Raw genomic sequence first — 13,429 nt, 5'->3', positions numbered from 1 at the left:
CAATGCCGCTAACAACCTTAGGCGCTTCACCTACCTCGTTATTCGCGATATCGCGTTTAATTATAGTGCTGAATCTCTTTTATCATTGGCACACAACTCGCACGAGATTAACGCATCAGCATTCGTCTTAAATCCCGTATCTATTAACACTCGGAATTGACTTAGCTGAAGACATTTTTACCCAATAGGCTTCGAGATGCAGGTAGGAGGCAACTGAGATCATCCCTATGAGCTTAGATAACTAAGTGACTGGGGTGAACGACAAACCTGCAACTTGAAGTATGACGGGTATAGCGCTACAGACTATGTAAAGACTTGAGATTAATCTATAAAAAACAAGCTAATTGCTTATAATTTTTACAAAAAATATTGAGCGTTAAAGAATATGAAGAGGAGAGTGATTACTTAAAAATGGTTAGGAATATTGATTTTTTATAGCAGAAATCTGGGGAACGAATAAGTCCAAAACCGCCCTTATCGCATTGGATCACCACGCAGAGCAGAGAATTGAACTTATTAGATACGCTTTAAACCGTTTATCCAGCCAGTTATCGGCTGGTTGTCCACCCGACGAGCACGACCATGCCGGCGATGGATAAGTCCTTTATCCTGCATTTCATTCAGATCGCGGCGTATTGTCTCCAGACTTACCCCTAACCATTGGGCGAAATCACTAACCTGAACAACATGATGTTGATCAAGGAGTTGGAGTATTTCTTGTTGACGGTTTTTTTTCATCGCAATGTAACCATGCAAGAATAAGACATTTAAATGTGATGTTAATCACAAAATTTATCGTTATGGTACCGGTATCAGCCAAATAATTCTGCGATTTTTATCACTATTGAAAAACTTTCTTTCACTTTATCTTCAATAAATACATTCATATTACTTAAGCAACCATCGCAGCGCTCTTCTGTCATAATAGTCGAACTGTTTTGGCTATGGAGGAGTTACCATCTGTAGCTAAGTCCTATTTTTTACTCAAGGTCTACTCATGGAAAACGGCATGACATCTGGTTTAATTTCGCTTGATGAAGCACTTAAGAAAATGCGCATTCAGGCGCAATCCACCGTCTTTGCATCTAGCGAGTTCGTTCCTCTGACCGAGGCTGTCGGCAGAATCACCGCTAGCGCTGTCACCTCCCCCGTGTTCGTACCACCGTTTGATAATTCAGCCATGGATGGTTATGCGATACGTAGCGCCGACCTTCAGCAGATTGCTCACTTTCCTGTCGCAGGAAAATCCTTCGCCGGGGCACCTTTCAGCGGAGAATGGCCGCAAGGGACCTGTATTCGGATTATGACCGGCGCGGCCATCCCATCGGGTGCTGATGCGGTGATCATGCAAGAACAGGCCCAAGTTAGCGAAATAGGCGTAAGTTTTACCGCTCCGGTACAAATTGGGCAGAATATTCGCTTGATTGGTGATGACATCAAACAAGGGGAGGAAGTCTTAGCCTCCGGCGTACGCCTTGGTCCTGCAGAATTACCCTTGCTTGCCTCGTTGGGCATTGAACACGTTGAGGTCCGTGCTCGTCTGAAGGTGGCCGTGTTCTCTACCGGTGATGAACTGCAACCCGTTGGCACCCCACTGCAAGCCGGGCAGATCTACGACACTAACCGTTTCGCGGTGCGTTTGATGCTGGAAAAAATGGGCTGTGAAGTCTTGGATTTAGGCATTATTCGCGACGACCCACAGGCATTACGCCAGGCATTTCAGCAGGCCGATGACGCCGCTGATTTAGTGATCAGTAGCGGCGGCGTGTCCGTCGGTGAAGCCGATTTCACTAAAGATATGCTCGATGAACTGGGCGAAATCGGTTTTTGGAAACTGGCGATTAAACCGGGTAAGCCATTTGCGTTTGGTAAGCTCAAAAAAGCTTGGTTCTGTGGCCTGCCGGGTAATCCAGTTTCCGCTGCATTGACCTTCTATCAACTGGTTCAACCCTTAATTGCACAGTTATCTGGCCATACTGCCTGGCGCATGCCGGTACGGTTACGTGCTAAGACACTCACCTCTTTGAAAAAAGCGCCGGGTAGACTCGATTTCCAACGCGGCATATATAGCCTTTCTGCCGAAGGTGATATCCAGGTTGCCAGCACCGGTCATCAAGGCTCGCATGTTTTCAGCTCATTTAGTCAGGCAAACTGTTTTATCGTCCTGGAAAGAGAACGTGGCGATGTAGCCAGTGGAGAATGGGTTGAGATAGAGCCGTTCAACGCATTGTTTGTTTGCTAAAGGGGATATAAATGAGCCTGCCAGAATTAAGCGACAGCGAAACCCTGCGCTATAACCGTCAAATCGTATTGCGTAATTTTGATTTCGACGGGCAGGAAAAACTCAAAGCCAGCCATGCGTTGGTCGTCGGCCTTGGTGGGCTAGGCTGCGCGGCGGCACAGTATCTGGCAGCAGCGGGTACCGGTACGCTCAGTTTGCTTGATTTTGATACTGTCTCGCTGTCGAATCTACAACGACAAACCCTGCACACCGATGCACGTATCGGGATGAGCAAAGTCGCCTCCGCGGCCATCGCACTGGCCGCGATTAACCCTCACATTGCCATTAATCAAGTCGATCAACAGCTAGATGATGACCCATTGCAGCAGTTGATTGCCCAATGTGATGTGGTGCTCGATTGCACCGATAATGTCGCTACGCGTAATCAGCTTAATCGCCTGTGCTTTGCGCTAAAAACACCGCTAATTTCCGGGGCAGCCATTCGCATGGAAGGCCAGCTAAGCGTATTTACCTATCAACCCGATGAACCTTGTTATCGCTGCTTAAGCCGACTATTTGGTGATAATGCGCTGAGTTGCGTGGAAGCGGGCGTGATGTCCCCCCTGGTTGGTACTATCGGCAGCCTGCAGGCAATGGAGGCGATTAAACAGATGACCCGTTTTGGCAGCGCGTCGCGCGGGCGTTTGCTGATGTACGATGCCATGACGGCAGAATTTCGCACGATGAAATTGGCGAAAAACCCGCAATGCGAAGTATGCGGAACTCTTCAGGTAAAATAGACGTTCTTAGCAAAGAAAAGGCCGCGAATTTCGCGGCCTTTTGCATACACAACGCAGGGGAAACTTAACCGTTAATCCCTTGGCTGCGCAGGTAGTCTTCATAGTTGCCGCTAAAGTCGATGACTTTGTTTGGCTGAATTTCAATGATACGTGTTGCCAACGAGCTAACGAATTCACGGTCATGGGAAACGAACAGCAAGGTGCCTTCGTACATTTCCAGCGCCATGTTCAACGACTCGATAGATTCCATATCCAAGTGGTTGGTTGGTTCATCCATCACCAGGATATTAGGGCGTTGCATCATCAGTTTGCCAAACAGCATTCGACCCTTTTCACCACCGGACAGCACTTTAACTTTCTTCTTGATATCGTCCTGGCCGAACAGCAAACGGCCCAACACGCCGCGCACGGCCTGCTCGTCGTCTTTTTCTGCTTTCCACTGACTCATCCAGTCGAATACGTTCAGGGTTTCATCGAATTCATATTCATGATCCTGCGCGTAGTAGCCAATTTTAGCGTTTTCAGACCATTTCACGGTACCGCTTTCTGGCGTGACATCGCCGACCAAAGTGCGCAGCAAGGTGGTTTTACCGATACCGTTGGCACCGAGTATCGCGACTTTCTCGCCGACTTCGACCATCAGACCAAGCGACTTAAACAGCGGGCCGTTATCGAAACCTTTGGTTAATTTCTCAACTTCTAATGCATTACGGAACAGTTTCTTATCCTGCTCGAAACGCATATAAGGGTTCTGGCGACTAGAGGCTTTAATTTCGTCGAGCTGAATTTTATCAATTTGACGTGCGCGCGACGTTGCTTGTTTAGACTTAGAGGCGTTGGCGCTAAAGCGGCTAACGAAGGATTGCAGTTCAGCAATCTGCGCTTTTTTCTTGGCGTTATCGGCGGTCAGACGTTCACGAGCCTGAGTGGCCGCGGTCATGTACTCGTCGTAGTTGCCCGGGTAAACGCGCAGTTCGCCGTAGTCTAAGTCGGCCATGTGCGTACAAACCATGTTCAGGAAGTGACGGTCGTGCGAAATGATAATCATGGTGCTGTTACGCTCGTTCAGCACCTGCTCCAGCCAACGAATAGTATCGATGTCCAGGTTGTTGGTTGGTTCGTCGAGCAGCAGAATTTCTGGGTCAGAGAACAGTGCCTGCGCCAACAACACACGCAGTTTAAAGCCTGGAGCGATTTCGCTCATCGGGCCGTAATGTTGTTCAACTGGGATGCCCACGCCAAGCAACAACTCACCCGCGCGAGATTCCGCGCTATAACCGTCCATCTCGCCGTAAGCAACTTCTAAGTCAGCCACTTTATAGCCGTCTTCTTCGCTCATTTCAGCCATCGCATAGATAGCATCGCGCTGCTCTTTTACCGCCCACAGTTCGTTGTGGCCCATGATAACGGTATCCAGCACGCTGAACTTTTCAAATGCGAACTGATCCTGGCGCAATTTACCCAAACGTTCGTTTGGATCAAGCACCACGTTACCGCCCGATGGCACCAGATCGCCACCGAGGATTTTCATAAAGGTTGATTTGCCGCAGCCATTAGCGCCGATCAAACCATAGCGGTTGCCGCCGCCGAATTTTACGGAGATGTTTTCAAATAACGGCTTGCTGCCGAATTGCATGGTGATGTTGTAAGTACTTAGCACAACGCTCGCTCTTAAATTAGGAATGTGATTTGGCGCGCATTATGCCATAACGGAGCAAGGAGATCGCGGGAAGTTTTGGTGACAATTTAAGCGGATGACAATATTTATAGATGGCGGGATAGTCGGGACAATATCCCCATAGCAAAAGGCCGATGCTGATTAAGCATCGGCCTTTCTTATATAGACGAATGACTTGCAGAAAGTCGTGGTTAACTTTTAGAAGTTATAACCAATCACTGCGTAGTAACCCCAACCGGTAGAGTGAACGTTGAAATTACCGCTGCCGAAGTTCATTTCAGCGCCTTCAGCCCACTGTCCGCCGTTGTGGAAGTAACGACCGACCAACGAGTAATGCCAGTGGGTATAGTTCAACGACAAAATGTGGCTAGATGCGATGGAGTTATTAGAACGTGATTTGTTGCCGTTAACATCACGTGCACTATCATCACCCAGATCTGAGCCCCAGTCGAAGTTGGTGAAACCGATATAGCTTAGGTTACCGCCCCACAGTTGGGTCAACGGCACGAAGTATTTCACTTTAAAGCGATATCCGTCCCAGCTGTTCTCGTTAGCTGCACCGTAGTTTTCCCACTGGTATTTCGCATACACGTTCAGGGACAGGCTCATCGGCAAATGGGTGTCGATGTCGGTACCCAAACCCATGTACCAGGTGTTCTGGCGATTGGTGTTGTTTGAACCCATATCGTAGATGTAGTTGTTAGCGAAGTACCACTCTTTCACTGGGCCAATGCTCAGATCGGTGCCAGTCAGTTTATCGATAGAGAAACGAGGTTCAATTTCCATAAACATTGGAGAACCGTGCTTTTCCCAAATACCGGTGTCGTTACCGTTACCCGCGCCGAAGAATTTAGGCACGTCCAGGTAGCCGTAAAAATCAAACCAGTCTTTGTGAGCGAATGCTTCATATTCCAGGTAAACGTCGTTGTTCAGTTTTGGTCCGAAGCGAGTGTGATAGCTACCTACAACGTTAACACTCTGGTGCCACCAATCAGATACGTATTCACCCTGAGTATCGTTAGCAAGCGATTGCGTGCTGTATGACAAAGCGAGAAGAGCACCAGCAGCCAAGATTTTATTTTTCATTTTATTACCAGGAACAATGGGAAGGTGGCTCCTTGCCACAGGAGGTCATGTGCTCGGTTACCACGCGAAAACACAAGACTTGCGCTAACTCTCGGCATTTAAAACGTCGGTAAAAGTAACATTTCCGAACAACCTGCCAAAGAATGAGGCCATACTTTACGTTTAGGTCAAGTTTTGTCAATTTCAGTTTCATACGGATACATAGCTTATGTGATTTACGTCACATATTTAGCACTAATTGTTATAAGTATATGAAAAAGATCTGACCAGAAAAGAGGTAAAAAACGACTGGCTGTCATAAAAATCAGCTATAGGGCAACATGGTGCTGCCCCGATTGGTGCGGTGATACAAAACTAAGCTTAGGCTTTTACTTCACGACACATTTTGATGTGGGGAATACCGTCCTCGTCATAGATCTCCGAGCAGGCAACAAAACCAAAGCTGCCGTAAAACTTTTGTAAGTGTGCCTGCGCGGAGAGCACGATAGGCATTTGTGGCCAGTGTTGCGCACAGGACATCAACGCCTGTTCCATCAGTTGGTAGCCCAATTTAAGCCCACGTGCTGCGGGCGCAACAATCACCCGACCAATGGCTACCCCCTCTTCCACCCGCAAAATACGCGCATAGGCCGCCGGCTTGTCTTGTTGCCAGGCGACGATATGACGATGCTCGCCTACTAAGTCCAGCCCATCAATATCCTGATAAATACAATTCTGCTCGACCACAAATACCTCACTACGCAATGCCAAAATCGCGTAAAGCTGCGCGGCGCTAAGGGATGAGTGATGGAGATCTTGCCAGACAATTGGCGTATTTTCTGTGGTCATAGGGTGTTCCTGATAAGAAATAAAAAAGAGATAACCCGAAGATTATCTCTTTTATCATGCTCAACGGCTAACGCCGGTCACAAATTTATCGCGTTATTTTCTGGCAGGTTCTGTTCTCACCGGCGCGTCGCCCGCGACATAATAATCAGCAGTGCTTCTTGGCAATGGTGCGCGGCCACGAATTTTATCGGCGATTTTCTCGGCGATCATAATGGTGGTCGCGTTAAGGTTGCCGGTAATGATAAGCGGCATAATCGAGGCATCGACCACGCGCAGCCCTTGCATACCATGTACGCGTCCCTGACCATCAACTACCGCCATTTCGTCGCTGCCCATCTTACAAGAACATGACGGGTGGAACGCCGTTTCGGCGTTCTCACGGATGAACTGATCGAGCTGTTCATCCGTTTGCACATCAACACCTGGACTGATTTCACGCCCGCGATAAGGGTCCAGCGCTGGCTGCGCCATAATTTCGCGGGTGATACGGATCGCATCACGGAATTCATGCCAATCCTGCTCGCTCGACATGTAGTTGAACAAAATGCTCGGATGCTGACGCGGATCTTTCGATTTCACCTGTACGCGGCCGCGGCTTGGTGAACGCATCGAACCGACGTGCGCCTGGAAGCTGTGCTCCTGAATCCCTTTACTGCCGTTATAGTTAATCGCCACCGGCAGGAAGTGATACTGGATATTCGGCCATGCAAACTCTTCACGGCTGCGAATAAAGCCACCGGCCTCAAACTGATTGCTTGCACCGATGCCCGTTCCGTTGAATAGCCATTCGGCGCCAATCATCGGCTGATTGACCATTTTCAACGCCGGGTAAAGCGAAACCGGCTGCGTACAGCTAAATTGCAGGTACATTTCCAAGTGGTCTTGCAGATTCTCACCAACGCCCGGTAAATCATGTACCAATGGGATATCGAGTTTTTTGAGTAACTCTGCCGGGCCCACACCGGAACGCTGTAATACTTGCGGAGATGCAATAGCACCACTGCACAGCAGCACTTCTTTCTTCGCTCGCGCGGTAGTGGCGTTATGCGCATCCCCTTTGAAGTAACTTACGCCAACCGCACGCTTCCCTTCAAACAGGATTTTGTCGGTCAGTGCGTGGGTCACAATCGTCAGGTTGCTACGCGGTTTCGCCTGATCCAGATAACCACGAGCGGTACTTGCACGACGACCTTTTGGCGTCACGGTGCGATCCATCGGACCGAAGCCTTCTTGCTGATAACCGTTAAGATCATCAGTTCGCGGATAACCAGCTTGAACACCGGCATCGACCATCGCTTTAAACAGCGGATTGTTATTGGCTTTTGGCGTTGTCACGCTAACCGGGCCATTGTCACCATGGAAATCGTTGCCGCCAATATCGCGGGTTTCCGCTTTACGGAAATAAGGCAGACAGTCGAGATAGCTCCAGTCTTCGAGTCCCGGCGCTTTCGCCCAGTTATCGAAGTCCATTGCGTTGCCACGGATATAACACATGCCGTTAATCAGCGATGAACCGCCCAGCCCTTTGCCACGGCCACATTCCATGCGGCGATTATTCATATGTGGTTCAGGATCGGTTTCATAAGCCCAGTTATAACGGCGACCCTGCAGCGGGAATGCCAGCGCTGCTGGCATTTGCGTACGGAAGTCCAGACGATAGTCTGGCCCACCGGCTTCAAGCAGCAGGACACTGACGTTACTGTCTTCGGTTAGACGCGTAGCTAATACGTTGCCGGCAGAACCGGCGCCAATAATGATGTAATCGTAATCCATAAGAATCTCCTCTGGCAGATGGTTGGATTAGAAGACTGAGCTAAATTTGCCCAGCTCAACCTGCACGGATTTGATTTGTGTGTAATGTTCTAAGGTAGTAATGCCGTTTTCGCGGCCAACGCCAGAGTGCTTATAACCTCCGACCGGCATCTCTGCGGCAGATTCGCCCCAGGTATTGATCCAGCAAATACCGGCTTCAAGCTGATGAATCACACGATGCGCGCGATTTAGATCGGCGGTGACTAAACCAGCGGCCAGACCAAAATCGGTATCATTAGCGCGGCGAATCACTTCTTCCTCGCTGTCGTAGCTCAGGATACTCATCACCGGCCCGAAAATTTCTTCACGCACGATAGTCATATCGTCGCGGCAATCGGTGAACACCGTTGGCGCAACATAAGCACCGTTGGCATAAGCCCCTTCGGTGACGCGATGACCGCCACACAGAAGTTTAGCGCCTTCGCGTTTGCCACTTTCGATAAAGCGCAGCACGTTTTCCATATGGCTGAAACTCACCAATGGACCGAAGTTGGTTTGCTCGTCGGTTGGCGCACCCAAACGGATACGCTGTACGCGTTCAACAATTTTGGCTTCGAATTGCGCTTGTAGATTTTTCGGAATAAATACGCGCGTCCCGTTGGTACAGACCTGACCAGAGCTATAGAAGTTGGCCATCATGGCAATATCCGCCGCCAAATCGAGGTCAGCGTCAGGGAAGATGATCAACGGTGATTTACCACCCAGCTCCATCGTGACTTCTTTCAGTGTAGAAGCTGAAGCGCTGGCCATCACTTTCTTGCCGGTGACGACACCGCCGGTGAAAGAGATTTTGGCAATATCTGGGTGATCGGTTAGCAGTTGCCCCACGCTGGCACCTTTGCCTGTCACCACGCTAAATACGCCGTCTGGCAGGCCGGCTTCGGTATAGATTTCAGCCAGTTTGAGTGCGGTCAGCGAGGTCACTTCACTCGGTTTGAAAATCATCGCATTACCCGCGGCAAGCGCCGGAGCGGATTTCCACAGAGCGATTTGAATCGGGTAGTTCCAGGCACCGATACCGGCTACCACACCCAGCGGTTCACGGCGGGTGTAAACAAAAGAGGACTCACGCAGTGGGATCTGTTGGCCTTCAATAGACGGCGCCAGACCGGCGTAATATTCCAATACATCCGCCCCGGTGACGATATCAACCGCGGTGGTTTCTGACAGAGGTTTACCGGTATCGAGCGTTTCCAGATGCGCTAATTCATCATTACGCTCACGCAAAATGTCCACCGCACGGCGCAAAATACGCGAACGTTGCATCGCGGTCATTGCCGCCCAGATTTTTTGCCCTTTTTGTGCAGCTTTTACTGCCAAATCAACATCAGCAGCGCTAGCGCTTTGCACCTCGGCAATTACTTCACCGTTAGCCGGGTTGATAGCTTGAAACGTTTCCCCGCCGGTGCTGTCCTGATAGCGTCCATCGATATAAAGTTTTTGTATGCCGTAATGAGACATAGGATATCTCCTTGATCGTTGCGGTTTTTTAGGTTGTAAGCCTGGAGAATTCCACACTTACCTATTTAGGTTGGCGAACAGGCAATGAGGCTATTGCTGTTCGCCGTAAAAATGATGCTAGCGACGTGTTTGAATCAGTGAGGCGATATAGCCTTGAGTAATGACTAATGCTTCGGCGTGGTCGAAATACTCTCCGCTCAATGCACTGCGTAGCCATAAACCATCAATCAACCCAGCGGTGCCTTTAGCAGCCATTCGGGCCTCGTCGCGCGGTAGAAAATGTCTAAACTCAACACATAAATTCGAATACAAACGACGGCTGTTTACCTGCTGTAATCGGTAGAGTTCTGGGTGATGCATACTGCTGGCCCAGAATGCCAACCAGGTTTTCATCGCCGCGCTATTGGTCTGAGATTCATCAAAGTTAGCTTCAGCAATAGCGTATAACCGTGCCTCAGGCGCGTTATCCTTTACGCTCGCCAACCTCTCTTTCACACCTCGCCATAAATTAAGCAGCAGATAGCGCATGGTGGCTTCAAGCAGGCCATTCTTGTCACGAAAGTAGTGACTGATGATGCCGTTTGATACGCCGGCTCGACGAGCAATTTGTGAAATGGAGGCTTCGTGCATGCCCACATCATTAACGGCATCGAGAGTGGCCTCGATCAACTGCAACCGACGAATAGGTTGCATACCTACTTTGGGCATGACTTCAACTCCTGAAAATATGCTTTCCACACAGTTACAATGCGCCTGGATAAGCTATTGTTAATATCCATTGCGATACAATTTAACTTTTTTTTGATTGAACGTTCAATCAAAAATGAATATATTTTATTACCAATTGGTTACGGATATGTAGGATAATAAGGATGTTAACTAGATTAACTCACTGATAAATAGAAATTTATTATTCTTTAAACATAGTAAAAATTTAGGCTGTAAATATTTTCCGATGTCAGTGTACTCAGCGGATCTCCTGTAAGGCAGCGTTGTCATTTGTAGTTTGTAACGGTTTTGTAGCCACTTACATTCTGATTAAACCAGCCCGCCCCGGTCCTCTTGATATGCGCTAAGCGCGCTTCACCGGATAACATTTCAGCCTTATTTGCATTGATGAAAATAGGGGAACTATGCCTGCTATCGACTCGACTGATAAAGTTAACCCGGCTGAAAAACCTCGGGACTCGCTGAACAAAGTGGTGTTTTTCACCTCAGCGGGCTTAATCCTGGCCTTCACGCTAGCGACCATTTTCTTTACCGATCTCTCCGGTAAATGGATCGGCCAAGCCTTAAACTGGGTGTCGGCAACCTTCGGCTGGTATTACATGCTGGCCGCAACGCTATATATCGTCTTCGTGGTGTTTATTGCCGCCTCACGCTTTGGTGCCATCAAACTCGGCCCCGAACAATCCAAACCCGAATTCAGTATGATGAGCTGGGCTTCGATGCTATTTGCTGCCGGTATCGGGATTGACCTAATGTTCTTCTCAGTTGCCGAACCCGTGACGCAATATATGTTGCCACCCGAAGGCGATGGGCAAACGCTGGAAGCGGCGCGACAAGCTATGGTCTGGACCCTCTTCCACTATGGATTAACCGGCTGGGCAATGTATGCATTGATGGGGATAGCACTGGGCTACTTTAGCTATCGCTATAACCTGCCGCTGACAATTCGCTCGGCGCTGTACCCGATTTTTGGCAAACGGATTAATGGACCTATCGGCCATAGCGTGGATATTGCTGCGGTGATCGGGACTATTTTTGGTATCGCCACCACGCTAGGTATTGGCGTAGTACAGCTTAACTACGGCCTGAAAGTGTTATTCCATGTGCCAGAAAATCTCACGGTACAAGGCTCATTGATTTTACTGTCGGTGATTATGGCTACCGTGTCCGTCACCTCCGGTGTCAATAAGGGTATTCGTATTCTCTCCGAGTTGAACGTATTGCTGGCCTTAGGTTTGATTCTATTCCTGCTGTTCTTTGGCAATACTGAGTTTCTGCTCAACGCGCTGGTGCTCAATATCGGTGATTATATCAATCGCTTTATGGGGATGACGCTCAATACCTTTGCCTTCGACCGTCCAACACAGTGGATGAATAGCTGGACTCTGTTCTTCTGGGCCTGGTGGGTTGCCTGGTCGCCATTTGTTGGCCTGTTCCTGGCGCGTATTTCTCGCGGTCGTACTATTCGCCAGTTCGTGCTCGGCACGCTGATTATTCCGTTTGTCTTTACGCTGTTGTGGCTGTCTATTTTCGGTAACAGCGCGCTGTATCAGATCCTGCACGGTAATCTCGACTTCGCTAATGAAGTCATCGCTCACCCGGAGCGCGGAGTTTACAGCCTGTTAGCCCAGTACCCTGGTTTTACTCTGAGCGCCTCGGTTGCCACCATTACCGGTTTATTGTTCTACGTGACCTCAGCGGATTCCGGTTCACTGGTTTTAGGTAACTTCACCTCGAAACTGGCAGATATCAATAATGATGCGCCTAATTGGCTGCGTATTTTCTGGTCGGTCACTATCGGTGTATTGACATTAGGCATGTTGATGACCGATGGCGTATCGGCGTTGCAAAACACCACGGTGATTATGGGACTGCCGTTCAGCTTCGTGATTTTCTTTATTATGGCAGGACTCTATAAATCGCTGCGTCTGGAGGATTATCGCAAGGCCAGTACCCTACAAACGCTGGCTCCAATGCAAGCAGCGGGCGATGCGTCATTGAACTGGAAACAGCGTTTATCTCGCGTAATGCACTACCCTGGCACCAAACATACGCAAAAGATGCTGGATACCGTTTGCCGCCCGGCGATGCAGGAAGTGGCGCAGGAGTTGCAACTACGCGGTGCCAATGTAGAGTTTAGTGAGCATGAGCCGGTTGAGGACGAAAAGCTCAATCACCTGGAATTGCTGGTTAGCATGGGTGAAGAGCAAAACTTTATCTATCAAATCTGGCCGCAAAGCTACGCAGTACCGGCTTACACCTACCGCGCCCGCTCCGGGAAATCGCATTACTACCGACTGGAAACTTTCTTACTCGAAGGTACGCAGGGGAATGACTTGATGGACTTTACTAAGCATCAAATCATTAATGATATTCTCGACCAGTACGAGCGCCATCTGCACTTCTTGCATATCAATCGTGAAGCACCGGGGAATACATTAACGTTTCCGGAGTAAATAGCCGTTACTCAGGGCGGCTTTTTATGGGGGCTGCGGCCCCCATAGTCCCCCGGGTCTGGATATTGGATATTTAGCACTGGTGTAGATTCGGCCGCTTATCAATACGCAGTAATATGCATAGTCCGCCGAACGCGACCGGCAAGGGCCTTGAGGCGAAGGCCCCTGCACCCGACGCCTGCGCTTAGCTTATCGGGTCGCTACGCGACTGCCCGCGCTTACTACTTCGGCCGGTCGGGTCGGCAGAGACGGGCGTCCTGCCCGGCTCTGCCTAAAGCAGACGTATATGGACGCTCCCAATATTGCACGTGGTTTTCTTGAAAATAGCGCTCAGGTATTGCAGCCATATATCCGGTTT

Annotated in this window: 10 protein-coding genes; 3 read left to right on the top strand and 7 right to left on the bottom strand. The window is 49.3% G+C overall.

The features are described from left to right. Positions 1-516: 516 nt before the first annotated feature. Complete coding sequence (locus ACL9RG_RS05505) at positions 517-738, bottom strand: DeoR family transcriptional regulator (protein WP_422791602.1); 222 nt, start codon at positions 736-738, stop codon at positions 517-519. A 259-nt stretch (positions 739-997) separates the two neighbouring features. On the opposite strand from ACL9RG_RS05505, the gene moeA reads away from it, so the two are divergent. Further along, a complete protein-coding gene (moeA, locus tag ACL9RG_RS05500) occupies positions 998-2,242 on the top strand; it encodes a molybdopterin molybdotransferase MoeA (protein WP_422791601.1) in 1,245 nt (414 codons plus the stop codon). A gap of 11 nt (positions 2,243-2,253) precedes the next feature. Next, positions 2,254-3,021: a molybdopterin-synthase adenylyltransferase MoeB gene (moeB, locus tag ACL9RG_RS05495; RefSeq protein WP_422791600.1), complete on the top strand. Its 768-nt coding sequence runs from the start codon at positions 2,254-2,256 to the stop codon at positions 3,019-3,021. Positions 3,022-3,085: 64 nt separating this feature from the next. Here moeB and ACL9RG_RS05490 read toward each other — a convergent pair whose 3' ends face one another. The 6 genes from ACL9RG_RS05490 to betI all read right to left on the bottom strand — a co-directional run bounded on the left by ACL9RG_RS05490 (position 3,086) and on the right by betI (position 10,594). Further along, complete coding sequence (locus ACL9RG_RS05490; protein ID WP_422791599.1) at positions 3,086-4,681, bottom strand: ABC-F family ATPase; 1,596 nt, start codon at positions 4,679-4,681, stop codon at positions 3,086-3,088. Positions 4,682-4,897: 216 nt separating this feature from the next. Beyond that, positions 4,898-5,785: a nucleoside-specific channel-forming protein Tsx gene (locus ACL9RG_RS05485; protein ID WP_422791598.1), complete on the bottom strand. Its 888-nt coding sequence runs from the start codon at positions 5,783-5,785 to the stop codon at positions 4,898-4,900. Positions 5,786-6,145: 360 nt separating this feature from the next. Then, positions 6,146-6,613, bottom strand: a complete 468-nt coding sequence (locus ACL9RG_RS05480; RefSeq protein ID WP_422791597.1) for a GNAT family N-acetyltransferase — start codon at positions 6,611-6,613, stop codon at positions 6,146-6,148. Between the two features lie 93 nt (positions 6,614-6,706). Continuing rightward, positions 6,707-8,386: a choline dehydrogenase gene (gene betA, locus ACL9RG_RS05475; RefSeq protein WP_422791596.1), complete on the bottom strand. Its 1,680-nt coding sequence runs from the start codon at positions 8,384-8,386 to the stop codon at positions 6,707-6,709. 27 nt (positions 8,387-8,413) lie between these two features. Further along, entirely contained in the window at positions 8,414-9,886 is a 1,473-nt protein-coding gene (gene betB / locus ACL9RG_RS05470; RefSeq protein ID WP_422791595.1) for a betaine-aldehyde dehydrogenase, read from the bottom strand. A 117-nt stretch (positions 9,887-10,003) separates the two neighbouring features. Continuing rightward, complete coding sequence (betI, locus tag ACL9RG_RS05465; protein ID WP_422791594.1) at positions 10,004-10,594, bottom strand: transcriptional regulator BetI; 591 nt, start codon at positions 10,592-10,594, stop codon at positions 10,004-10,006. 425 nt (positions 10,595-11,019) lie between these two features. On the opposite strand from betI, the gene ACL9RG_RS05460 reads away from it, so the two are divergent. Next, positions 11,020-13,071 carry a choline transporter gene (locus ACL9RG_RS05460; protein ID WP_422791593.1) on the top strand — a complete coding sequence of 684 codons (2,052 nt, stop codon included), beginning with the start codon at positions 11,020-11,022 and terminating at the stop codon, positions 13,069-13,071. Positions 13,072-13,429: the final 358 nt, after the last annotated feature.

The sequence above is a fragment of the Rouxiella sp. Mn2063 genome, from assembly GCF_049319665.1.
Classification (GTDB): Bacteria; Pseudomonadota; Gammaproteobacteria; order Enterobacterales; family Enterobacteriaceae; genus JBMOUD01.
This window is presented reverse-complemented; position numbering and strand designations above follow the sequence as displayed.

What these genes read in the sequence shown, in the direction of transcription:
- ACL9RG_RS05505 (WP_422791602.1), bottom strand. Translation starts at nt 738, where the DNA reads ATGAAAAAAAACCGTCAACAAGAAATACTCCAACTCCTTGATCAACAT.
- moeA (WP_422791601.1), top strand. Translation starts at nt 998, where the DNA reads ATGGAAAACGGCATGACATCTGGTTTAATTTCGCTTGATGAAGCACTT.
- moeB (WP_422791600.1), top strand. Translation starts at nt 2,254, where the DNA reads ATGAGCCTGCCAGAATTAAGCGACAGCGAAACCCTGCGCTATAACCGT.
- ACL9RG_RS05485 (WP_422791598.1), bottom strand. Translation starts at nt 5,785, where the DNA reads ATGAAAAATAAAATCTTGGCTGCTGGTGCTCTTCTCGCTTTGTCATAC.
- ACL9RG_RS05480 (WP_422791597.1), bottom strand. Translation starts at nt 6,613, where the DNA reads ATGACCACAGAAAATACGCCAATTGTCTGGCAAGATCTCCATCACTCA.
- betA (WP_422791596.1), bottom strand. Translation starts at nt 8,386, where the DNA reads ATGGATTACGATTACATCATTATTGGCGCCGGTTCTGCCGGCAACGTA.
- betB (WP_422791595.1), bottom strand. Translation starts at nt 9,886, where the DNA reads ATGTCTCATTACGGCATACAAAAACTTTATATCGATGGACGCTATCAG.
- betI (WP_422791594.1), bottom strand. Translation starts at nt 10,594, where the DNA reads ATGCCCAAAGTAGGTATGCAACCTATTCGTCGGTTGCAGTTGATCGAG.
- ACL9RG_RS05460 (WP_422791593.1), top strand. Translation starts at nt 11,020, where the DNA reads ATGCCTGCTATCGACTCGACTGATAAAGTTAACCCGGCTGAAAAACCT.